This is a genomic window from Streptomyces sp. AHU1 (assembly GCF_045343905.1).
GTDB classification, from domain to species: Bacteria; Actinomycetota; Actinomycetes; order Streptomycetales; family Streptomycetaceae; genus Streptomyces; species Streptomyces triticiradicis.
On sequence record NZ_CP174283.1, the window covers coordinates 785,766 to 807,277 of the forward strand.

The 21,512-nt window shown below is 70.9% G+C and carries 17 protein-coding genes and 2 pseudogenes; 10 read left to right on the plus strand and 9 right to left on the minus strand.

Features of this window, described 5'->3' with window-relative positions:
- Position 1: 1 nt before the first annotated feature.
- Together ACICHK_RS03715 and ACICHK_RS03720 are read left to right on the plus strand one after the other, a co-directional pair.
- Positions 2–1,075, plus strand: coding sequence for a glycoside hydrolase family 19 protein (locus ACICHK_RS03715; protein ID WP_406835653.1), 1,074 nt, complete (start codon positions 2–4; stop codon positions 1,073–1,075).
- 177 nt (positions 1,076–1,252) lie between these two features.
- Positions 1,253–1,837 (plus strand): DUF2231 domain-containing protein, encoded by a 585-nt coding sequence (locus ACICHK_RS03720; RefSeq protein WP_406835654.1) that lies wholly within the window; start codon positions 1,253–1,255, stop codon positions 1,835–1,837.
- Positions 1,838–2,060: 223 nt separating this feature from the next.
- On the opposite strand, the gene ACICHK_RS03725 is transcribed toward ACICHK_RS03720, so the two are convergent.
- Complete coding sequence (locus ACICHK_RS03725; RefSeq protein ID WP_406835655.1) at positions 2,061–2,411, minus strand: hypothetical protein; 351 nt, start codon at positions 2,409–2,411, stop codon at positions 2,061–2,063.
- A gap of 207 nt (positions 2,412–2,618) precedes the next feature.
- Between ACICHK_RS03725 and ACICHK_RS03730 the strand changes: the two genes are divergently transcribed.
- Complete coding sequence (locus ACICHK_RS03730) at positions 2,619–3,347, plus strand: SDR family NAD(P)-dependent oxidoreductase (RefSeq protein WP_406835656.1); 729 nt, start codon at positions 2,619–2,621, stop codon at positions 3,345–3,347.
- Between the two features lie 142 nt (positions 3,348–3,489).
- On the opposite strand, the gene ACICHK_RS03735 is transcribed toward ACICHK_RS03730, so the two are convergent.
- Positions 3,490–3,945, minus strand: coding sequence for a hypothetical protein (locus tag ACICHK_RS03735; protein ID WP_151473364.1), 456 nt, complete (start codon positions 3,943–3,945; stop codon positions 3,490–3,492).
- 31 nt (positions 3,946–3,976) lie between these two features.
- Positions 3,977–4,804: an RNA polymerase sigma factor SigF gene (locus ACICHK_RS03740; RefSeq protein WP_406835657.1), complete on the minus strand. Its 828-nt coding sequence runs from the start codon at positions 4,802–4,804 to the stop codon at positions 3,977–3,979.
- Positions 4,805–5,201: 397 nt separating this feature from the next.
- Here ACICHK_RS03740 and ACICHK_RS03745 point away from each other — a divergent pair, with 397 nt between their 5' ends.
- From ACICHK_RS03745 to ACICHK_RS03755, 3 genes are all read left to right on the plus strand, one after another.
- A complete protein-coding gene (locus tag ACICHK_RS03745) occupies positions 5,202–7,100 on the plus strand; it encodes a GAF domain-containing SpoIIE family protein phosphatase (RefSeq protein WP_406835658.1) in 1,899 nt (632 codons plus the stop codon).
- 155 nt (positions 7,101–7,255) lie between these two features.
- The gene (locus ACICHK_RS03750; protein WP_406835659.1) at positions 7,256–7,807 is read left to right on the plus strand and encodes a type 1 glutamine amidotransferase domain-containing protein; all 552 of its coding nucleotides are present in this window, start codon (positions 7,256–7,258) and stop codon (positions 7,805–7,807) included.
- 297 nt (positions 7,808–8,104) lie between these two features.
- Complete coding sequence (locus tag ACICHK_RS03755; protein ID WP_406835660.1) at positions 8,105–9,337, plus strand: Rieske 2Fe-2S domain-containing protein; 1,233 nt, start codon at positions 8,105–8,107, stop codon at positions 9,335–9,337.
- A gap of 4 nt (positions 9,338–9,341) precedes the next feature.
- On the opposite strand, the gene ACICHK_RS03760 is transcribed toward ACICHK_RS03755, so the two are convergent.
- Together ACICHK_RS03760 and ACICHK_RS03765 are read right to left on the minus strand one after the other, a co-directional pair.
- The gene (locus tag ACICHK_RS03760; protein ID WP_406835661.1) at positions 9,342–10,556 is read right to left on the minus strand and encodes an MFS transporter; all 1,215 of its coding nucleotides are present in this window, start codon (positions 10,554–10,556) and stop codon (positions 9,342–9,344) included.
- A 262-nt stretch (positions 10,557–10,818) separates the two neighbouring features.
- A complete protein-coding gene (locus tag ACICHK_RS03765; RefSeq protein ID WP_406835662.1) occupies positions 10,819–14,007 on the minus strand; it encodes a glycoside hydrolase family 3 protein in 3,189 nt (1,062 codons plus the stop codon).
- Between the two features lie 179 nt (positions 14,008–14,186).
- Between ACICHK_RS03765 and ACICHK_RS03770 the strand changes: the two genes are divergently transcribed.
- Positions 14,187–15,365, plus strand: coding sequence for an ROK family protein (locus tag ACICHK_RS03770; RefSeq protein WP_406835663.1), 1,179 nt, complete (start codon positions 14,187–14,189; stop codon positions 15,363–15,365).
- 230 nt (positions 15,366–15,595) lie between these two features.
- Here the strand turns inward: ACICHK_RS03770 and ACICHK_RS03775 are convergent.
- The 3 genes and pseudogenes from ACICHK_RS03775 to ACICHK_RS03785 all read right to left on the minus strand — a co-directional run.
- A pseudogene (locus ACICHK_RS03775) lies at positions 15,596–15,787 on the minus strand (hypothetical protein); the annotation flags it as partial.
- Between the two features lie 118 nt (positions 15,788–15,905).
- On the minus strand, positions 15,906–16,625 hold the full coding sequence (locus ACICHK_RS03780; protein ID WP_406835664.1) for a SecDF P1 head subdomain-containing protein: 720 nt from the start codon (positions 16,623–16,625) through the stop codon (positions 15,906–15,908).
- Positions 16,622–17,173 (minus strand): SigE family RNA polymerase sigma factor, encoded by a 552-nt coding sequence (locus tag ACICHK_RS03785; protein ID WP_406835665.1) that lies wholly within the window; start codon positions 17,171–17,173, stop codon positions 16,622–16,624. The genes ACICHK_RS03780 and ACICHK_RS03785 overlap by 4 nt, the downstream gene beginning before the upstream one ends.
- A gap of 606 nt (positions 17,174–17,779) precedes the next feature.
- Between ACICHK_RS03785 and ACICHK_RS03790 the strand changes: the two genes are divergently transcribed.
- Complete coding sequence (locus ACICHK_RS03790) at positions 17,780–18,340, plus strand: hypothetical protein (RefSeq protein ID WP_406835666.1); 561 nt, start codon at positions 17,780–17,782, stop codon at positions 18,338–18,340.
- Positions 18,341–18,547: 207 nt separating this feature from the next.
- Here ACICHK_RS03790 and ACICHK_RS03795 read toward each other — a convergent pair.
- A pseudogene (locus tag ACICHK_RS03795) lies at positions 18,548–19,099 on the minus strand (helix-turn-helix transcriptional regulator); the annotation flags it as partial.
- Positions 19,100–19,167: 68 nt separating this feature from the next.
- Between ACICHK_RS03795 and ACICHK_RS03800 the strand changes: the two are divergent.
- Both ACICHK_RS03800 and ACICHK_RS03805 read left to right on the plus strand, forming a co-directional pair.
- A protein-coding gene (locus tag ACICHK_RS03800; protein WP_406835667.1) for an IS5 family transposase occupies positions 19,168–19,988 on the plus strand; the annotation gives its coding sequence in 2 pieces (ribosomal slippage) (positions 19,168–19,507 and positions 19,507–19,988; 822 coding nt in all).
- A gap of 11 nt (positions 19,989–19,999) precedes the next feature.
- Entirely contained in the window at positions 20,000–20,731 is a 732-nt protein-coding gene (locus ACICHK_RS03805; protein WP_406835668.1) for a hypothetical protein, read from the plus strand.
- Positions 20,732–21,512 lie beyond the last annotated feature (781 nt).

The following is a 21,512-nucleotide window of genomic DNA, read 5'->3' on the forward strand; positions in this document are numbered from 1 at the left end:
CGTGTCACAACGTCGCGCCGCCTCCCTCCTGGCCGCGATCCTGATCGGAGGCTCCGCACCGGTTCTGCTGCCGGCCGCCGGCGCCTCCGCCGCCTCCTGCGCGAGCTACCCGGACTGGGTGGCCGGCAGGTCCTACGTCACCGGCAACGTCGTCCGGTACACCGACGGCAAGGCCTACATCGCCGAACACGACAACCCGGGCTACGACCCCACCATCAGCACCTGGTACTGGGAGCCCTACGGCTGCGACAGCGGCTCGGGCAACACCGGCGGATCCTGTGCGAGCTACCCGGACTGGGTGGCGGGCAGGTCGTACGTCACCGGCAACGTCGTCCGGTACACCGACGGCAAGGCCTACATCGCCGAACACGACAACCCGGGCTACGACCCCACCATCAGCACCTGGTTCTGGGACCCCTACACCTGCGACGGCGGCGGCTCGACGAACCCCTCCGACGGCTTCGTCGTGAGCGAGGCCCAGTTCAACCAGATGTTCCCGAACCGGAATTCCTTCTACACCTACAACGGCCTCAAGGCCGCCCTGAGTTCGTTCCCCGGCTTCGCCAAGACCGGCAGCGACACCGTCAAGAAGCAGGAGGCGGCGGCGTTCCTCGCCAACGTCAACCACGAGACGGGCGGCCTGGTCCACGTGGTGGAGCAGAACACCGCCAACTACTCGCACTACTGCGACTGGAGCCAGCCCTACGGCTGCCCGGCCGGCCAGTCGGCGTACTACGGGCGCGGGCCGATCCAGCTCAGCTGGAACTTCAACTACAAGGCCGCCGGCGACGCGCTCGGCATCGACCTGCTGGGCAACCCCAACCTCGTCCAGACCGACGCCGCCGTCGCCTGGAAGACCGGCCTCTGGTACTGGAACACGCAGTCGGGCCCCGGCACCATGACCCCCCACAACGCGATGGTCACCAGCGCCGGATTCGGCCAGACCATCCGCAGCATCAACGGCTCGCTGGAGTGCGACGGCAGGAACCCGGCGCAGGTGCAGAGCCGTGTCGACGCCTACCAGCGCTTCACGTCGATCCTCGGCGTCACGCCGGGAGCCAACCTCTCCTGCTGAACGGACCGGGCCACGGGCCCGTCGGGCCGAGGGCGCGCCGCCGGTGCGGCGCGCCCTCGGCGTGCGCGGTGCACGTACGATCCGCCCCTCGTTCACCGGGCCTCGGCACCGCGGGCCGGGACCGTGCCACACCCACGGCCGATGGGAGAGCCCCGTCCTGCCGGGTAGTCGTTGGACATGAACGAATACGATTCCGGCATTTCCACAGAGGAACGGACGGTCCGGACATCGGGCACCGTCTCGGCTCGATGGCTGACCGGCCTGGCCCGCATCGAGCGGTCGGGGGCGACGGACCCCGTGATCCGGACGCTGCAGCGGGGAATCCGCTCGCTGCCGCTGGGCGGGGCCCGCGATCTGCTCCGCGGCAGGCCACTGGGCCATCCCGTGCACCCCGTTCTGGTGCAGGTCCCGATCGGCTGCTGGCTGTCGGCCGCCGTCATGGACGCCGTGCCGGCGGGGCAGCGTGCCGCGACGACCCTGACGGCCGTCGGACTGGCCGGGGTCGCCCCGGCCGCGGTCACCGGGTGGGTCGACTGGGCGGACCTGGCGCCCGAGCAGGCCCGCGTCGGACTGGTGCACGCCGTCGCGAACGTGGCCGCGGTGGCGTTCTACGCCGCGTCCCTCACGGCACGGCTCCGCCACCACCCGGCACGGGGAAGGCTGTGGTCGCTGGGCGGGCTGGTGGCGGTCGGCGTCAGCGGCGCGCTGGGCGGACACGTGGCCTACCGGCGGGCCGTGGGAGCCTGGCCGACGACCTGGTGACCCGAGGGCGCCCCGGGGCCGGGCGGGATCGCCGCCCGGCCGGGCGCACGCCCGTACGCACTGTTCGCGCGATCGCCTCCCGCGCGCGACGGGAATCCGCCGCATCACCACGTCGAGGAGTCGAGGAAGGGGAAGGGCATGGGGCCACGACGGCGCCGACGCCCCGGGGACCGCCGCGCCCTCGTCCTGGCGCGCGATGCCGAGGGCGGTGCCCGGCAGTCCGTCAGGCCGTGACGGTGTACGCGGTGGTGACGGCGACGTCGATGCGGGAGTGGACGACGAGCCGGGAGCCGTTGAGGGCGGCGGCGGCCTCGAACAGCCTCCGCGCGAACGCGCTGTGGGTGGCCACCGATGTGAGGACATCGAGGTCTCCGCACTCGCCGTAGGCGTCCACGAGAGCCCCGACCACCCCCGGCGTGGCCGCGGCTTCGTCGATGACCACGACGACCGGTGCCGGCTCGTGGGCGTGGACGAGGTCACGGATCTGCGCGGTGAACTCGGCCCGGGGCCCGGCGCCGGGGTCCTCGTGGACCGTGACGACCAGGACACCGTGATCGAGGCTGCGGGACAACATCAGGGGCTCCTCACCGGGACCTTCACCGCGGAACGGCTTCTGCGTATCCACTGCGGGTTCCCATGCGTTCGCCCCTCATGCGGCACTCGCGTGGGCAGTTGAACGGCCGCGGACGGAACTCGGGGTACCGCCCCGAGTGATGACCCGCACCGGAAGGTGATGTTCCGTTTCCCGCATGGCCCGAGCACCCGGGGTACTCATCACGGCATGACCCCCAACAGACCTTTGGCCGTCGTCACCGACGGCTCCAGCGGCATCGGCTTCGAACTCGCCCGGCAGCTCGCCGCACGGGGCTTCGACCTGATCGTCACCGCCGAGGACCACGACCGGCTCCAGGAAGCGGCGGCACGGATCCGGGCGGAAGGCGCTCAGGTGGAGACGGCCGTGGCCGACCTCAGGCGTTTCGAGGAAGCCGAGCGCTTCTACACCGCCACCAGGGTCATGAGCCGGCCGGTCGCCGTGGCGGCCCTCAACGCCGGGGGCGGGCACGGCGGCGCCTTCCTGGAGACGGACCTCCTGGACGAGCTGGAGGTCGTCGACCTGAACGTCCGTGCGACGGTGCACCTCGCCAACCGGTTCCTGTGCGACATGGTCTACGAGGGCGAGGGAAGGGTTTTGATGGCCTCCCCGCCCACGCCGGCGACCCCCGGCCCGTTCCAGGCGGTGTACGACGCGTCCAGGTCGTTCCTGCGGTCCTTCGCCCGGGCGCTGCGGGCCGAGCTGAGGGGAACCGGCGTTTCCGTCACCGCGCTGACACCGGGGTCGGCCGGGGGCACCTCGGTACACCGCGTCGGCACGGACGGCGTCAGGCTCGGCCGACAGGGCGAGGACGATCCGGCCCGGATGACCGAGCAGTGCCTGGACGCCCTCTTCTCCGACGAGGACGAGACCGCCGCCGGACCGGCGAAGGCCGAGGCGCAGCAGCTGGTCGGCTGAGCGGCCGCGCGGACGGACGGGGGCTGCCGCGCGGACGGAGCGGACCGCGCCTGCCGCGCGAGGAGGCGGCACCGGGGTCGTCAGACCGTACCGGACGGGCGGCACGGCCGGTTCCCGCGGTGGTCCCGGGTGCCGCGTCCGGTCAGGTCCCGGGTGCCGCGTCCGGCGTGGCCCGGTGGTCCGGGTGCCCATGGGTACGGCGCTCCTCCTTGAGCCGGGCCTCGAAGAGGTGGTCGGCGCCGCCGGCGAGTTCCTCGCGGATCTCGGCCTCGACCGTCTTGAACGCCTCGTAGTAGGTGGCGTTGTACGCCTCGACGATCTGGAACGTCCAATGGCCGGGAATGACGTTGCGTCCCAGGATCTCCCGCTCGACCCGGTCGGCGGACGCGGCGTGACCGGCCTCGCGCAACAGCCTCACGGCGCGGTCCAGTTCGAAGTCGGCACCGCCCGTCAGCTGGTGGAAGTCGTACAGACGCCCCCGAGCCCGTTCGGTCGTCTCCAAGGCCTTCGACAACGCGCCCAGGGCGTCCACGGTGGCGTCCGGGACACCGTCGGGACGCTGCTGGGCCTCTTCCGGATTCCCGCAGTGATCGCTCATGGCTTCATGGGTAGCCCGATCGGCCGGACATTCACCTGTCCGCGGCGGACGGAGGGGAATCTCCGTTCCCGGTCTCCGCCAGCACCTCCTCGCGCAGGGCGGCGCAGCAACTGCTGAGCAGGCGCGAGACGTGCATCTGGGAGACACCCAGCCGCTCCGCGATGCCGCTCTGCGTCATGTCGCGGAAGAACCGCAGGTAGAGGATCGTCTGCTCGCGCTCGGGCAGTCTGCGCAGGGCGGGCTTCAGCGCCTCGCGGTCCACGACGAGGTCGAACCCGGCATCGGGTTCCCCCATCGCGTCCGCCAGGGAGTACCCGTCGTCGCCGTCGGTGATCCGGGCGTCCAGCGACAGGGTCGCGAAGCTGTCCAGGGCTTCCAGCCCCACGCGTACGTCGTCCTCGCTCAGCTGCGCGTACTCGGCTATCTCGGCGATGCCCGGGGACCGGTCCGAGTTCGCCGGTGTCAGGTCCTTCACGGCGCCGCGGACCCTGTTGCGCGCTTCCTGGACACGGCGCGGCACGTGTACGGCCCACATGTGATCGCGGAAGTGACGCTTGATCTCACCGACGATGGTCGGGACCGCGTAGCTCTCGAAGGCGTTGCCCCGGCCGGGGTCGTACCGGTCGACGGACTTCACCAGGCCCAGTGCGGCGACCTGGATCAGGTCCTCGACGGACTCGCCTCTGCCGCGGTACTTGCCGGCGATGCGTTCCGCCATCGGCATCCAGGCCTCCACGATCTCGTCGCGCAGGGCCTGCCTCTCGGGCCCGTCGGGAAGCCCCGCGAGGTGCGAGAAGGCCGCGTCGGTGTCAGGGGCGTCGTCGTACCGACGGCGTTGCGTGGTTGTGGTGCAAGACATGTGCGACAGCTCCCTCAGGGGGGTTGCTGACTGACAGAAACACCATGGGGGCGCACACAATTTCGGGACACACCCGTGCATTGGAGCGAACGCTCTCACGGACGTGCCTTTTATCCGAAGCACTGCTTTTCAAATCCCCCTATTTCCGGATAATAAACAAATATCCGTACGGCGCGACGCGAGGGAATCACCTGCTCACGAGGCGTGACGAGGCGGGGCCGCTGTCCGTCGCCGTGGAGTCGGCCGCGTTCTCACGGGCTGCGGCGATACTGGAAGGTCCCGGCGGTGGTTGTCCCCTTTTCAGGCCGTGGGAAGAGGACGCATCGGGGGTAGGAGGTCCCTCGTCACCGTCCGGCGGTCGTCCTGCCGTCTGCGAGAGGGTTTCGGGAGCGAACTTGTGGCAAGGGTGGGAGAGCCGTCCGAGGTCGTGCCCGGGGGACGGCTGGCGGCTTTGCGCGAGACGGGACTGTCGGCCGCGGCGGATCCGGGGATGGACCGGTTCGCCCGGCTCGTGGCCGACGTGCTCGGCGTGCCCATGTCGCTGGTGTGCCTGGTGGAGTCCTCGCGTCAGGTGTTCCCCGGCATGGTGGGACTCGCCGAACCGTGGGCGGACGCCCGCCGGACACCGTTGACGCACTCGTTGTGCCGGCATGTCGTGTCCACCGGCCGGCCGCTCGTCCTGCCCGACGCCCGCCGGAACCCGCTGACCTCCGCGAGTCCGGCCATCCCCGACCTCGGCATCATCGGCTACGCGGGGATGCCGCTGGACGACGGAGCCGGACACGTACTGGGGTCGCTGTGCGCGATCGACACCCGTCCGCGGGAGTGGACCGCCCGCGAGCTGGACCTGCTCCAGGACCTGGCGGCGGCGTGCAGCGCGGAACTGCGGCTGCGGATCGTCTCGCGCCACCGCGAGCAGGCCCGTGCCGACGAGGCGCGGGCGCGGGCCGAGGCGGACGACGCGACGAGGCGGCACCGCGCCGCGCTGGATCGTTCCCAGCTGCTGTTGCGGGCGGCGGACGCGCTGGCCGACACCACCGGCCTGGCGGACGTCCGGGAGCAGGTGCGGGACCTGGTCGGCAGCGACCTCAAGCCCGCGTACGTGGGGCTGGTGCTGGTGGAGGGGGGCACCGCGCGGCGGCTGCGGCGCATGGTCGACATGATGGGCGACACGCCCATGGGGCGCACCCACGAGACCTACTCGCTCGACGCCGCCTGGCCGACCGCGCGGGCGGTCAGGGAGAACCGGACGATCACCGTCACGGACACGGCGCGACTCGAGCGCGACTACGCGCCCGAGGTGGCCGAGACGTTCACGGCCCTGGGGCTGCGGACCGCGGTGTGCGTGCCGCTGCCGGGAACGGTCCTCCCGCTCGGCGCGCTGGTGCTGGGCTGGGACCATCCGCACGAGATCGACATCGTGGAGCAGGCGGTGCTCGCCTCGCTGGCCGGGTACACCGCGCGGGCGGTGGAACGGGCGCTGTTCGTGGACAACCGCGTGGACGCGGCCCGCGAGATGCAGGAGTCCCTGCTCACCGACGTGCCCTCGGTGCCGCGTCTGGACCTGGCCGCGCTGTACCGGGCGGCCGCGCGCACGGATCTGGTCGGCGGTGACTGGTACGACGCCTACCCTCTGCCCACCGCGGCCCAGGGCGGGGAGGACTCCGCCGCCCCGGCCGTGCTGGCCCTGTCCGTCGGCGACATCACGGGCCACGACATGCGGGCGGCCACCTTGATGGGACAGGTCCGCAGCATGCTCCGCCAGGCCGACCTCGACCACGCGGGCGCCGGACCCGCGCCGGCGGTCAGCGCGCTGGAACACGCCAACGCCGCCCTGGGCCTCGACGCCAGCGGCACCCTCGTCCACGCCCATCTGCGCCCCTGCCGCCGGCCCGGGGAGGGAAGCTGGGAGCTGACCTGGACCAACGCCGGGCACCCGCCCCCGCTCCTCGTACGGCCCGACGGTGCCGTCGACCGGCTGGACCGGCACGACATCATGCTCTTCCCGGGTCTGAACACACTGCCCCGGAACGAGCACCGGCTGCTCCTGCCGCCCGGCAGCCTGCTCCTGCTCTACACCGACGGGCTGGTCGAACGCCCCGGCGGGGACATGGACCTGGCCATCGACGCGGCCGGCCGCATGCTGGCCACTCACACCGGCCGCCCCCTGGACGCCCTGCTGGACGAGATCACGGACCGGATCGCCGGTCCCGACCCCAGGGACGACATCGCCCTGCTCGCGTTGCGCGTCCCCGCCGGGCCGGGGACCTCCCGGGCGTCCGGGGGAGGCGTTTGACACCGGTTGTTCCGGATACGCGTGTGCCGACGCTCCGGGCGGGTCGGTACGTGACGGTGTCGACGCGAGAGGCGGCGGCCCGCGTCGCGGAGGCCGTGGGACGCACGCCGACCCGCGCGGAGCCCTCCATTCCTAACGAGAGGAGAGCGACCGTCATGCGCATCGCATTCCTGGTGGCGCCCGAAGGCGTCGAGCAGATCGAACTGACCGCTCCGTGGAAGGCCGTGACGGAGACCGGGGACATCCCGGTCCTGGTCTCCACCGAGCCGGGCCGGATCCAGGCCTTCGACCACCTGGACAAGGCGGACACCTTCCCCGTCGACGCGGTCGTCGGTGACGTGACGGCACGGGACTTCGGCGCCCTGGTGCTGCCCGGCGGAGTCGCCAACCCCGACAACCTGCGGATGAACGACACCGCCGTGGCCTTCGTGAAGGAGTTCTTCGAGCAGGGACTTCCGGTCGCGGCGATCTGCCACGCGCCCTGGACCCTGGTCGAGGCGGACGTGCTGCGCGGACGCACCCTGACGTCCTGGCCGAGCCTGCGCACCGACATCCGGAACGCCGGCGGCACCCACGTCGACGAGCCGGTGCGGGTCTGCGACGCGGGCCCCAACGTGCTGATCACCAGCCGCAAGCCGGACGACCTCCCCGAGTTCTGCGACGCCTTCGTCACCGAGTTCGCGAAGACCGGGGCCGTGGCCTCGTAGGGCCCGAGAAGACTGGGGCCGTGGCCTCGTAGGGCCCGAGGGGACTCGTGGGGCCCGGGGAGAGCCGGGCGGCCCCGACCGCGTAACACCAACGCACCTCCGCGGTTGACGGCCGCCGCGCCCGCGGCGACGGTGGAAAGGTGGAGCCCCGCCGCGGCGGGGCTGAACCGCCTACTGCCGCGGGGTGAGTTCCCTGGACGGGGTGGCGACGCGGCGGTACGCGGACCATGCCCCGCCGCGCGCTCCCCGCTGCCGCACGACGCGGTCTCGCGCCCCGAGTTCAAGGGAGCACCGCACATGAGTGAGGCCCGGCACGACCGCCCCGGACCGGACCGGCATTCCGCTTCCCGCCCGGAGGCCTCGGTGCCGCGCCACTCGGACAGCCGTCCGGCGGCCCGGCCCGGTCCGGTCACCGACCTCCGCCGGGTCGGCATCTCCCCCGACCACTGGTATCCGGTGGCGACCTCCCGGAAGGTGCGGCGCAACCGGACGTTCGCGGCCGTCTTCGCCGGTGAGCGGATCGTGCTGTACCGGGGACGCGGCGGTGTCGTCCACGCGCTGGAGGACCGCTGCGCGCACCGTCAGGTACCGCTGAGCATGGGCGTGGTCGAGGGTGACGTCCTGCGCTGCTGCTACCACGCGTGGGCCTACCGGGGCGACGGACGCGTCTCGCAGATCCCGTACCTGCCCAAGGGCTGCGAGCGGCCGCCGCGCGGGGTGCGCTCGTATCCGGTCCGGGAGGCCTACGGCCTGGTCTTCGTGTTCCCCGGTGACCCGGCGCTGGCCGAGGAGGCGCCGTTCCCCTTCCTGCCCGAGTACCACTCCGCCGGCCACCGCACCATGACGTTCTCCCGCACCGTGCGCTGCCACTACTCGTTCATGCACGAGAACCTGCTCGACATGAACCACCAGTTCCTGCACCGGAGCGTGCTCGGCCGGATCCGGCCGGAACTGCTCGGGTACGACACCGGGCCCCGGCACGTCGAGGCCCGGTACCTCTTCGTCCCCGCCGGGGGCCGCAAGGACCGGGGCGCGGGCCTGCTGTCCGCGGAGGGGTTCGGGGGCCAGGACCGGCCCGACGTCATCACGATCCGCACCGAGTACCCGTACCAGACCCTCAGGGACGTCCCCGAGGGCAGCGAGCTCCCGGTGTTCTCGCTCTGGGCCGCCTACGTGCCGGAGGACGCCGAGCAGCGGGTCAACCACGCCTACGGTCTGCTCACGATCGCGAAACCGTCGGTCCCCGGGGCGCTCCACCTCGCCTGGCCGCTCATCCGCCGGTTCACCGAGCGGGTCTTCGCCCAGGACCGGATGGCGGTCGAGGCCGAACAGCGCGCCTGGGACGAGCAGGGCGAGGACCACAACCACGAGGTGTTCCCGCTCATCCTCGACCTGCGCGACGTACTGCGCGACAACGGCGTACCGCTGCGTCCGGAGCAGGCGTCCGGATGCGCGCCGTGCGGGATGGCCGCCCCGGCCCACCGCGCCGCCGCCGTCACGGGCGACGCCGGCGCGGCGGACCGGTCCTGACCGGTCAGTCCGCGGCAGGGACCGGCGTCTCCTGCCCGGTCACCGGCGAGGCCTGGGTGATCACCTCGGAGGGCCGCCGGCCCCGGTCCATGACACCGCCCGTGAAGGCGAGGCCCAGACCGGCCAGGGCGAGGACCGCGCCGACCAGGTTGGGCGAGGCCCAGCCCCAGCCCGCCGAGATGACCAGGCCGCCCAGCCAGGCGCCACCGGCGTTGGCCAGGTTGAAGGCCGAGTGGTTGGAGGCCGCCGCCATCGTCGGGGCGTTCTTCGCCTTGGCCATGAGCAGCATCTGGACCGGAGTGGTGATGAGGGAGCCCATCGCGCCGATGAACGTGATCGTCACCAGGGCGGGCACGGTGCTGTGGACCGCGAAGTAGAACACCACCAGCGCGGCGGCGAGCAGGACGAGCCCCCAGTACAGCGTCGGACGCAGCGCGCGGTCCGTGAGCGGTCCGGCGACCAGGGTGCCGAGGGTCATGCCGACGCCGTAGAGGGCGAGGACCCAGGTGACCGACGCGTCGGGGACCCCGGTCAGGTGCGTGAGCATCGGTACGAGGTAGCTGTAGACGGCGAAGAAACCGCCGAAGCCCACGACGGCCGTGGCCAGGCCGATGGCGACCTGCTTGTTGCCCATGGCCCGCAGCTCGTGCCGGATCCCGGACTGCTCCCCGCGCGGCTGGTGCGGGACGAAGGCGGCCAGCGCGGCCAGCGCGACGAGGCCGATGACGGCGACCGCGCCGTAGGCGGACCGCCAGCCCAGCTGCTGTCCCAGGGCCGTGGCGGCCGGAACCCCGACGATGTTGGCGATGGTGAGACCGAGGAACATCTTCGAGACGGCGCGCGCGGCCCGGTCCGGGGCCACCAGTCGCGAGGCGACGACGGCGCCCACGCCGAACAGCGCGCCGTGCGGCAGACCGGCCAGGAAGCGGGCGGCGAAGAGCGTGCCGAAGCCGGGGGCGAGCGCGGACGCCGTGTTGCCGATCACGAACAGCCCGGTCAGGAGCAGCAGCAGCCGCTTGTGCGGAACGCGCGCGCATATGCCCGTCAGCAGCGGCGCGCCGACGACGACACCGAGCGCGTAGGCCGACACGACGTTGCCGGCGTGGGGCACGGACACACCGATCCCGTCGGCGATCTGGGGCAGCAGCCCCATCGTGGCGAACTCGGTCGTGCCTATGCCGAACGCGACGACGGCGAGGGCCAGCAGAGCCAAGGGCATGGTGCAGGAGAACCTTTCGAAGACGACGGGCCGGGGACCAGGGGGCGGGGCGGTGCGGGACCGCCCGTGGTTCCTCGTCCCGTCGCACCGGGCGTCGTGGCCCGGAGCGCCCCGGGAAGAGGGTGGGTCCCCGGGAGTGCAGCAATGAGGCGGGCGCGTCCATTCCAAGATCGCCCGGCGTTCGCGGCGTCGGGGCGAGCCCGGTCCCCCTGGCTGCGGTGATCGGCCCCGGCCGGTGAGCAAGGATAGCCGCCCGGTCAGGTCAGCGTTCCCGGTGGGGCCGGTCGACCCGGCTCTTGACGGAGGTGACGATCGGGTCGAGGTCCTTGAACCGCCCGGTGTAGGGACCCACCTCGATCCCCCTCACCTTCCGGGACCGGGCGAGCTGCTGGAACGCGGTGGTCCGGGACGCCGTGGTGAGGATCCGGATCGCGCTGCGCTGCAGGTCGCCCAGACGCATCGTGTAGGCGTCGGCGGCGCGATGGTCGCCGGTCAGGGTGACGGTGTAGGAGGAGACGGGGCTCGCGCCGTCCCCGGCGGTGACGTGCCGCACGTCCGAGACCCTGATCGCCGCCTTCCGGGCGGCGGTCAGCGCGGAGGAGGCGAGCAGGTCCCGGACGGCCCGGTAGGCGTCGTCGACCGAGGTGTACGCGGGGCGGGCGGTGTAGGTCTGATTGTTGAACGCGTCGACGGTGATGGTTCCGGACAGCGGGGTCCCCGTCAGGTCGGTCGAGGAGTCCACGGTGGTGGAGACGGTGGTGGTGCCGTCGGCCGCCAGGACGAGTCCGCCCAGCTGGAAGGCGTAGCGGACGGAGCCGGTGCTCCTGACGGTCTTCGTGCGGGCGGGCAGGCCGTCGACGTCGATCGTGGGATCGGTCCTGACGGTCGCGTCGACGATGTCGGAGGGCCTGCCGCCGGGCTCGATGAGGTCGTTGCCGGAGTACATGGTGGCGGTGGCGCCGTGGGCGCCGCCCCAGTCGGTCATCACGGTGCCCTCGAATCCCCACTCGCCGCGCAGCACGTCGGTGAGCAGGTCGTAGTCGCCGGAGGCGTAGGTGCCGTTGATCTTGTTGTACGAGCTCATGACGGCCATGGGCTGGGCGGACCTGACGGCGATCTCGAAGCCCTTGAGCTCGATCTCGCGCAGCGCCCGCTCGCTCACGACGACGTTGCCGGAGGTGCGGGAGGTCTCCTGGTTGTTGCCGGCGAGGTGCTTGACGGTCACGCCGACGCCGGGGTTGCCCTGGACGCCCAGGGTGGTGGCGGCCGCGGTGAGCCCGGAGACGAGGGGGTCCTCCGAGTAGTACTCGAAGTTGCGTCCGTTGAGCGGGTCGCGGTGGATGTTCATGCCCGGCGCCAGCCACAGGGAGACGCCGAAGGCGTTCATCTCCTTGCCGACGGCCGTGCCGACCCGGGTGACGAGGTCGCGGTCCCAGGTCTGGGCGAGGAGGGTGCCGATGGGCCAGGCGGTGGCGTACCGGCGGGCGGCGGGGGTGGTGGGCGGCTGCGGGCCGAGGCGCAGTCCGGCGGGGCCGTCGGACAGGGTCATGCTCGGGATGCCGAGGTCCTCGTGGGCGCCGGTGGTGTATCCGGCCGCTCCCACGGTCGACGCGGCGGTGCCGGGGACGCCGGAGCCTTCCACCACGTCGGCCAGTTGTCTCACGGAGAGCCCGGCGACGAACCGCTCGATCGTGGTCCTGCCCTTGGCGACGTCGTAGAGCGTGCTGCCGGGGTCGGTGCGGACGTGGCGGACGTTCTCGCCGGTCCTGGGCGTGTAGGGGGCGCCGGTTCCCTCCCAGTCCTTCTCGTCGCGATCGAGGTAGACGGTGGTGGAGGAGATCGTCGGACCGTCGAGGGCGTGGTACGGGGAGCCCGCGTCGACGGTGACGTCCTGCTCGTGGGCGGAGGCCGCGTCCCGGGTACGGAAGGAGCGGGGGTCGAGGGTGATCCTGCGGGCGGCGGCGATCTCCTTCCTCTCCCCGGGGTAGGTGTAGAAGTCCGCCGGTGTGCTGGTGAGTTCGGCCGGGGGCTTCTGGTCGTCCAGTTCGTTGTGGACCCGCTCCGTGACCACGGCCTCGGCCAGGTTCAGCTTCGCGGCGACGTGGGTGTCGCGGGAGGAGTTGCCGACGCGGATCACGTAGTCACCGGCGTCGAGGACCCACGCGGCGCGCGATGCGCTGTAGGAGGCCTGCGAGGAGGTGTCGAAGGCGATGGTCACCGTCTGCGAGGCGCCGGGGGCCAGGTCGTCCGTCTTCGCGTACCCGGCCAGCTGCTGGTAGGGCTTGTCGGCGCCGGTCTGCGGTGCGGAGACGTAGACCTGCACGGTCTCCTTGCCGCCGTAGCGGTGCCCGGTGTTGGTGACCTGGGCGGTGACCGTGACCCGCTCGGCGTTCGCGGTCACCTTCCGGACCCGGATGCCGAAGCCGGTGTAGGAACCGCCGTAGCCGAAGGGGTAGTCGACGACGGACGCGGGGTCGGCCTCGTCGATCGAGCGGTAGAAGGAGTCGAAGTAGCGGTACCCGACGTAGACGCCCTCGCTGTAGGTCTCCGTCGCGGAGTTTCCGTCGTTGCCGGCGAAGGTCGCCGAGGCGGGGTAGGCCGAGTAGTCGGCCGCCCAGGTGTCGGTGAGCTTCCCGGAGGGGGTGGTGGTCCCGTCCAGGACGTCGGCCAGCGCGTTCCCGCTCTCCTGTCCGGCCTGGCTCATCAGCAGCATCGCGTCCAGGGCCCGGCCGCCGTCGGGGTCCTTCTCGGCGGCGTTGATCTGCCGGTAGAAGCCGGTGTCGAGGATGCCGCCGGAGTTGATGACCACGACGACGTGCCGGTAGGTACGGCCCAGCAGTTCGAGGTTGGCCCGCTCGGTGTCGCCGAGGAGGTAGTCGCCCTTGCCCGGGGAACGGTCGAAGCCCTCGCCGGAGTTGCGGGCGATGACGTAGACGGCGGTGCCGGTCCTGGCGGTCGGCTTCACGGTGTCCGCCGTCAACGGCTGTTCCACGGAGGCGTAGTCGACCGCCGGGGCGAGCAGGGAGGAGGCGACGCCGCCGTACTTGGTGTCGTAGGCGCGGGTCATGGCCGACCAGTAGGCGTCGCCGGTGGTGACCTTGTGACCGGCGTTCTCCAGGCCCTGGCGGACGGTGACGGTGTACCGGTTGTTCACGTCGCCGGAGCCGGTGCCTCCCTTGACGGTCCGGTAGGCGCCGACGCCGTAGAGGGCGATGTCGCCGGACGGGGCGACGGGCAGTGCCCGGTCGTGGTTCTCCATGAGGACCATGCCCTGTTCGGCCGCTTGGCGGGACAGGGTGGCGTAGGTCTGCTCCAGGGTGGAGGACCGGAGGTCGGTGCTCTCCGCCCGGGCGGGGATCCATCCGTCGAACATCAGGGCCGCCGCCACGACCAAGGACCCCACGGCCACGACCACCGGTCTGGTCCGGGAGTGTCGCGGAAGGAAGGTCATCGACGGCGTCCTCTCAGTCCGAGCCCGACCGGGAGCCGGACGCAAGAGGAGCGTATGGAGCACCTTTTGCTCCGTCAATAACTGAAAACCGCCCGCGTTTCTCGGATTTCGCGATAACCCTGCGGAACGAATTCGCCAATGATTGGCGCAATGCCGGACGGCCGCTACCCTCGGGGCGCATGGATGTGACCTCCGATCGTTCCTCACCGCGCAACAGGACCCGGGAAGAGATCTTCCGCGTCATGCAGGGCGGCGGGGCGCTCACCCGCGCACACCTCGTCGAGGCCACCGGCCTGTCCCGCAGCACGGTCAACCACGCCGTCACGCGGCTCATAGCCGAGGGACGCGTGACGGAGGGCGATCCGGCGGTCAAGGGGCCGGGCAGCGGGAGCGGGCGCCCCGCCGGCCTCCTGCGGTGCGTCCCCCGCCGCACCAACTCCGCCGCGCTCGACTTCGGGCACACCCACGTCAAGGCCGCCGTCGTCGACGGCTCCGGCCACATGATCGCCCAGCGACGCGCCGACCTGGACGTCGACCTGGGCGCGGCCGACGCCATGGACGCCGCCGCGGACATGCTCGGAACGCTTCGCCGTGACCACGACGTCGACGCCCTCTCCACCGTCGTCGTCGGCATTCCCGGCCCGCTGGACTCCGCCTCGGGCCTGGTCCGTTCGCCCACGATCCTCTCGAGCTGGGTCGGCCTCGATCCACGACGGGAACTGGAGAAGCGGCTGGGCCTGCGGGTCCACATCGAGAACGACGCCGTCCTGGGCGCCTACGGGGAACTGCGGCGGGGCGCCGGCCAGGGGTACACGGACTTCCTGTACGTGAAGGTCTCCCACGGCATCGGCGCGGGCATGGTGCTGGGCGGCGAGCCCTACCGGGGTTCCCTCGGCTTCGCCGGGGAGATCGGCCACACGCCGCTGCCCGGATACACGGAGCTGTGCCGGTGCGGCAGACGCGGCTGTCTGGAGGCGGTCGTCTCCGTCTCCTCGGTCATGGCCCAGGTCGCCCACACCCATCCCGGCCTCGGTCCCGGGGCCTCACCGCGGGACCAACCGGACGACCCCACCACCCGGCGCATCCTGAACGACGCCGGCCACATGCTCGGAGGAGTCCTGTCCGTCCTGAGCAACCTCCTCAATCCGGCCGCGCTCATCATCGGGGGCGAGCTCGGCTCCAGGGGCGGTCCGCTCCTGGAGGGCATCGCGTCGGCGGTGCGACGCGATGCCCAGCCCGCGATCGCCGCGTCCCTGGACATCGTTCCCGCCCGGCTCGGGGAGAACGCGGAACTCGTCGGCGCGGCGGCACTCGCCGGCACGATGGCCCTGCGCCCCGGCGGGGCGGCGCGACGCTGAGGACGCGGCGCGACGCCGGGAGAGCGGTGTGACGCCGAGGGGGCGGGTGTTCCTCACCAGGGCGCCGGGGCCGGTGGCGGGACCACCGGCGGCCGGTCGTCGCAGGCCCGGCAAGCCGCACGGCGACAAGGGAACTACGACCAGGCCGCCCCGAGCCTCTGGAGCTGCCGCGGACGGGCCGCTGGTCGGGGCGACCGGTGCCGTGATCGGACTCATGGTCGAGCCTGTGGTCAGGGTGTACCGCCGGAGCAGTGGAAGCGACAGCTGACGCCCGGCCCGGGTGTGCGGGATTCGCCGGGGCGCGGATCGTACAGGGCACGGCCGCCGGGCCGCCATGACAACTCGGTGGGCAGGGCCACGCCGTCGTCGACGTCCTCGGTCCGTCACCCGTGGATGTCCAGCAGCAGGCCGTCCAGGTCGGCAACGGCCAAAGTCGACACGGTCTGCGCACCCGACGCCGTCGTCAGGGCCGGACTGGCCCTTCCCGACGGGGCTTGGCCGCCGACAGGCCCTTCCCCCGGTTGATCCGGGAGAAAGGAGTCACTTCTCGCGGCCGGTATCCAGTCGTCGGGCGAGGTCGTGGGCGGTGGCGCTGGTGAGGTCCCTGACGGAGCCCCCGACGATTTCGAGACGGCCGCCGGTGATGGAGGAGGTCACGGCGGGGGTGTCCCAGAGCTTGCCGTCGATGACGACGGCGAATTCGTTGCGCGGGAACGGGGCCGTGGCGAGGGAACCGGTGAGGGCGGCGAAACGGGCCCGGTCGGCGGAGTCGAGGCTCACCTCGACGTTCCAGGCGCCGTCGACGGAGCTTCTGCCGGCCTTGGCGGAGGCGACACGGATGTCGGTCATGCCCCTGGCCCCGTCAGTGCGGATGCAGAACGTCGGATGGCTCGCGCCCGCGGGCACGGTGTAGCCGCCGCTGCCATGGGCGCAGGCGTGCTCCGTGGACGAAACGACCGGCAGGATGGACATCAGGGCCACCTCCTCGGTGTTCCCGGTACCTCCTACGGCGGGCTGAACCACGTGCTCGTGCCGGGGCGCACCGTCCGCGACAGCTGTCCAGGCGGTGCCGACCACGGCGGCGGCGGCGATGCCGATCCCGGCGCGGGCCAACCGCTGCCGTCGCCGGGCGACTTGCAACGCGCCGTCGGCCAGGCCGACCAGATAAGGACCGGCAGCATCACCACTCTTACGGACGTGGGTGTGCAAGGCATCGTGCAGCAAGGTTTCGTGCAGCGGGTTTTCGGTCGAGTCGTTCATGCGATGACGCCCCTTCCGGAGGCAGTGGAAGAGGCGGCAGTCGATGGCCCCGCCTCGGTCAGGGTGGTGCGAAGAGAGAGGAGGGCCTTACGGGTCTGGCTGCGGACGGTCCCCTGGGCGACGCCCAGAATCGCGGCGATCTCGGCGTCCGGCTGGTCCTCGAAGTAGCGCAGCACGATCACCGCCCGCTGCCGCTTGGGGAGTCGCCGCAGCGCGGCCATGATGTCCTGCCGCTGGACCACGGTGTCGGTCCAGTCGGTGTCATGCGCGGCCGGCTGGTCCGGCGGGGTGTCGGTAACCGTCTCCCGTCCCCAGCTGAGCAGTCGGAAGCGGTCCACCTGGGCGTGGTAAAGCGCCCGGCGTACGTAGACCTCCGGCTGCTGCCGGTCGCGCAGCTGCGACCAGCGCCGAGCAGTGGAGGCAAGCACGCTCTGAAGCAGGTCACGGCCCTGTTCCCAGTCTCCGGTGAGCAGGTAGGCCGTGTGCAGCAGCGATCTCGACCGCGCCGCCACGAACTCGCGGAACTGGCGTTCCTCGTCGGCGTTCAATGCGCCCTCCCTCGTTCCCCCGTAAAGACGGGTACGGAAGGAGATTCGACTGCCTCGCCGACCAGACTTTCTCGACCACGATGCCTTTCACCGGTCGTACCGAGCAGGTGACGCGGTGCTCGCACCCCTTTGCTGACCGGAGGCGCGGCGATTTCACTCGGTTGATCCTGCTGCTCTAGGCCGTACCGCCGGTGCGGGGCGTCCGCGGCCGACACCGTCGTCGCCCCGGACATGCGCCGGGCGTTCTTCGCCCAGCGCCTGATGTCGGTGCCCATGTGGGCAGACGGATGCTACTGCCCCGCGAAGAGGTCCTGTCCGCCTCCGCTGTGCGCCATCGGGACGATCACAGCGACGACGGGGGCCGTGACAGTCCGGAAGGAACGCTGGGCGTTCTCCGCCAGCGAGCGGATCATCACGTCCCGGTCGAAGCGAGGCCACCATCTGCCGTCGCGTTCTTCCAGTCCGGCCGCCCTGCGGTGGCAACCACACTCCCTGGTGGGGGAGTTGACCGGCATGCGGGGCCGCTGCGCGGGTAGGCGGAAGGCTCCGTGCGTCGCTCGCAGGACGTGGATCAGTGGAAATGACGTCGAGGGAGGGAGGCCGTCCGTGGAGAAGCTCTCCAATGTCTTGGCCCGTCATTTGTGGCTCCAGGTCGCCCTGTCGTGGGCGGCGGCCACCGCCATCGTCCTGCTGATCTATCCGGGGCGCTCGGCGCTGGGGGTGCTGGCGCGTATCGCGGTGACCTCTGTGGGTGCGGTCTGGGTCGCTGTGCGCATCCGGTCCAGGGAGAAGCGGACGACCGGCGGCTCGACAGCCGGATTGGTGGCACTCGACCAGCATCTGCGCACCGGCGAAGCACCCACCGGTCCGGAACGGCGCGAGGCCATGCGCGAGCTGGTGAAGCGGCGATTGCACCGCACACGGCACCATAAGGCGGCTCTGGCCCTGCTCGCTGTTCTGTTCAGCGCCGTGGTGGCGCTGACGGCGCTGACCGCCGGCGTCCGCCAGACCGTCGGATTCGCTCTGCTCACCGTGGCGTTCTTGATCTGGGCCGCCGTCAGCGGCAACCGCCAGCGGCGGCGGCTGCTGCACATGCAGAACCTCCTGGCAGCAGCCCCCGACCGCGAGCCGCACAACCGTCCCGGCCGGCAACCGCAGACACACTGACAGCGGCCATCAGTGGCCCGCTCAGCCGAAACCCGGGTCTCGGGGCAGACAAGGGCGTTCGCCCCCTGCCGACGACGGCCCTGGGGCAGCTACGACGACGCTTGGCCGGTCGGGTGTTCTGCCGCTCGGCGGATTCCGCGAGCGGTGATGCCCCTGGTGTCGCCCGGCTGTCCTTCAGTGCGGGCGCAGAGTCCGTCGGGGTCGCGTCTACGCTCTCTCGGACAGCGCCTGGATTCGGTACTGCTTGGGTGTGAGGCCGTATGCGGCTCGGAAGGTTCGGGTGAAGTCGGCTGCGCGGGGGAAGTTCCAGCGGGCGGCAAGGGTGTGAATCGGTGTGGTGCCCAGGGCCGGGTCAGCCAGGTCACGGCGGACACCTTCCAGTCTTTGGCCGCGTATCCAGGCGGCGACTGTTTCGCCCTGCGTCTGCTGCTGGAAGAGGCGGTGCAGGTAGCTGACGGAGATGTGGTGTGCGGCGGCTATCGCGGAGGGCGTCAGTTCGGGGTCGTGAAGGTTCTGCCGGACGAACGCGCGGATACGTTCTGCCAGGGCCGTCCGGCGGGTCTCGGACGACAGGGCGGTGTCCGCGTCGAGCAGTTGGCCGATCCAGGCCGCCAGCAGGTCCACGACGACCCTGCCCATGTGGGACGCCTCGGAGGGCCGGAGGGTGTCGGCCTGTCGGTCCAGCCCGGCGAGGAAGTCCGTCAGCAGGGCGCCGATCCCCTCATGCCCCGACAGGCGCCGGTTCAGCAACTCCCTTACTGATCATTTCAGAATGAGTTGAGCTGCAGGTCTTGCACTTAGTGATCTTGGTCGGCAGGGTGTCCGGAGTGCGTTCTGATCTTGTTCCTGACGATTTGTGGGAGCGGGTGGCTCCGCTGCTGCCGCCCGCTCCCGAGCGGCGCCACCGCCATCCGGGGCGGTTGCGCGTTCCTGACCGAATTGCACTCGCCGGCGTCCTGTATGTGCTGCGGACCGGTGTCGCCTGGCGTGACGTCCCCGCGGAGACTGTGGGCTGCTCCGGGGTGACGGCCTGGCGCCGACTGCGGGACTGGACCGAGGCCGGCGTCTGGCCACGCCTGCACGCCACCCTGCTGACCGAACTGCGCCGCGCCGACCTGCTGGCCCTGGACGACTGCTCCGTGGACGGATCGCACGTCCGGGCCCTCAAAGGGGGGATCACGTCGGCCCATCGCCCGTCGATCGAGCCCGCGCCGGCTCCAAGCACCACTTGATCGTCGACCGTCACGGAACCCCACTCGCCGTCACGCTCACCGGCGGCAACCGCCACGATGTCACCCAGCTCCTGCCCTTGTTGGACGCGGTCCCATCCATCCGGAGTCTGCGGGGACGCCCCCGTCGCAAGCCACGGCGACTGTACGCGGACAGAGGCTACGACTTCGCCAAGTACCGCCGCCTGCTGTGGAAGCGTGGCATCAAACCCGTGATCGCCCGACGCGGTGTCGCCCACGGCTCCGGCCTGGGCAAGGTCCGGTGGGTGGTCGAGCGCACCTTCGCCTGGCTCCACCAGTTCAAACGACTCCGAGCCCGCTACGAGCGACGCGCCGACCTCCATCAAGGCATGCTCGAACTCGCCTGCGGGATCATCTGCCTCCGACGGCTTCTGAAGGCTGTCAACGTGCAGCAGTAGGCTCCTGACGCGTGACCTCTTCTCCCCACGGCGCACCTACGCCACTCCGCCATGAGCCCAGCCCGGAGACCAGGCAAGAGGCGGACGACGACGCGTTGATCAAAGCTCTGCAGGCTCGCGCATGGGATCCGGGCCTGCGATTCGACCGCGCGGACGTCCCTGTCGCGTGGATCATCGAGCGCTACGGAAAGCCCCGGTTGGAGCGGATACGAGACGACATAGTTTCGTATGGCAGTGACGGGACGGTTGAGCTCAAGGCCGGGGCCGAGGAGGTGACCGACCACTACGCCGACGCCCCTCGTGAGCCGCTGTTCCCTCCGATCCCCCTGTCAGACATCGAAAATGCAGAGCACAGAATCGGACGCCGCCTTCCCGAACTGCTTCGACGCCTCTACGCCGAGGTCGCCAACGGAGGATTCGGACCCGATGGCGGACTTGCCTCCCTGACCGACGGCAACCGGGCCCCAGGGCACGTGCGCGACTGGCCGTGCGCGGCCAGCGTCCACGAACGCAACCTGTCAGAGGGCATGCCGCCATCGTGGCTCTTTCTCACCTACGGCGGCTGCACGATGGAATGGCATGTCTCATTGAGCGCAGTCGACAACCCAGTGCTTCTCTACGACGCCGACGGTTACACCTTCGGGGAAGGCCCTCACGACGGCCTTCGCCATGCGACCGCCTCACTACGAAAATGGCTGTGGACCTGGGCTGACGGCGGCGACATCTGGGATGAAGTCCTGTGACTGCTCTTACGCGCAGGTGTGATGTCGCATCGCACGTCCAGCTCATTCTGAAACGGTCAGTTACTCGGTGCTGCGGCAGGGGCAGCAGCGCCTTGGGGACGTCCACGCCGACTCCTCTGACGACCCGGCGTTCCCGGTCGTACGCCGGCCGGAAGTCGTAGGGGTGCGAGCTGTCGGCCAGGTGCAGGTCATGGGAGTTGAACGTGGTGGTCCGCCCGGCGTGGTCGAGAGCCATCCCTTCGTCGAGCATCAGCGTCAGGTGATACAGCTCGCGGTCACACTGGCGCACCATTCTCGGGCTCCGCCGGAACCGTGTGGGCAGGAAGGACGTATGCATCACGGTCGTCGGTCCCAGCTCCAACAAACGCACCTCTCCCCAGAATTCGGCAGAGTGGGCGCTGGTGAAATCGTTCGAGCGCGTCTGGGCGATCAGTTCCCGCCAGTAGTCGAACCTGTCTGACTCAGGCACATCCTCGCTCCGGAACACCGTCCCGATCATCCCATCCCCCACCGGTTACCCGCCGGACACTTACGTCATCATCTTTAACATGCACGACGGAATCCAGGTGGTTCTCCGACACCACCTTTCCGGATTCAGGGTGCCTGCTCCCGGGGCCGTCGAGGCCGCATGGCCGGGTACGCGCGTCTGGTTGTCAGGGGGCAGGGACGCTTCGACGGGCTCGCTGAAGGCTCATCCCATCGGAGTCCTGCTCCTGCACCGCCCGCGTCAGAAGTGTCAGGGGACCGAGCCTGTGTAGACGCATGGCCAACGGAGCGTGCA

What these genes read in the sequence shown, in the direction of transcription:
- ACICHK_RS03720 (WP_406835654.1), top strand. Translation starts at nt 1,253, where the DNA reads ATGAACGAATACGATTCCGGCATTTCCACAGAGGAACGGACGGTCCGG.
- ACICHK_RS03725 (WP_406835655.1), bottom strand. Translation starts at nt 2,411, where the DNA reads ATGTTGTCCCGCAGCCTCGATCACGGTGTCCTGGTCGTCACGGTCCAC.
- ACICHK_RS03730 (WP_406835656.1), top strand. Translation starts at nt 2,619, where the DNA reads ATGACCCCCAACAGACCTTTGGCCGTCGTCACCGACGGCTCCAGCGGC.
- ACICHK_RS03735 (WP_151473364.1), bottom strand. Translation starts at nt 3,945, where the DNA reads ATGAGCGATCACTGCGGGAATCCGGAAGAGGCCCAGCAGCGTCCCGAC.
- ACICHK_RS03740 (WP_406835657.1), bottom strand. Translation starts at nt 4,804, where the DNA reads ATGTCTTGCACCACAACCACGCAACGCCGTCGGTACGACGACGCCCCT.
- ACICHK_RS03750 (WP_406835659.1), top strand. Translation starts at nt 7,256, where the DNA reads ATGCGCATCGCATTCCTGGTGGCGCCCGAAGGCGTCGAGCAGATCGAA.
- ACICHK_RS03755 (WP_406835660.1), top strand. Translation starts at nt 8,105, where the DNA reads ATGAGTGAGGCCCGGCACGACCGCCCCGGACCGGACCGGCATTCCGCT.
- ACICHK_RS03760 (WP_406835661.1), bottom strand. Translation starts at nt 10,556, where the DNA reads ATGCCCTTGGCTCTGCTGGCCCTCGCCGTCGTCGCGTTCGGCATAGGC.
- ACICHK_RS03765 (WP_406835662.1), bottom strand. Translation starts at nt 14,007, where the DNA reads ATGACCTTCCTTCCGCGACACTCCCGGACCAGACCGGTGGTCGTGGCC.
- ACICHK_RS03770 (WP_406835663.1), top strand. Translation starts at nt 14,187, where the DNA reads ATGGATGTGACCTCCGATCGTTCCTCACCGCGCAACAGGACCCGGGAA.
- ACICHK_RS03780 (WP_406835664.1), bottom strand. Translation starts at nt 16,625, where the DNA reads ATGAACGACTCGACCGAAAACCCGCTGCACGAAACCTTGCTGCACGAT.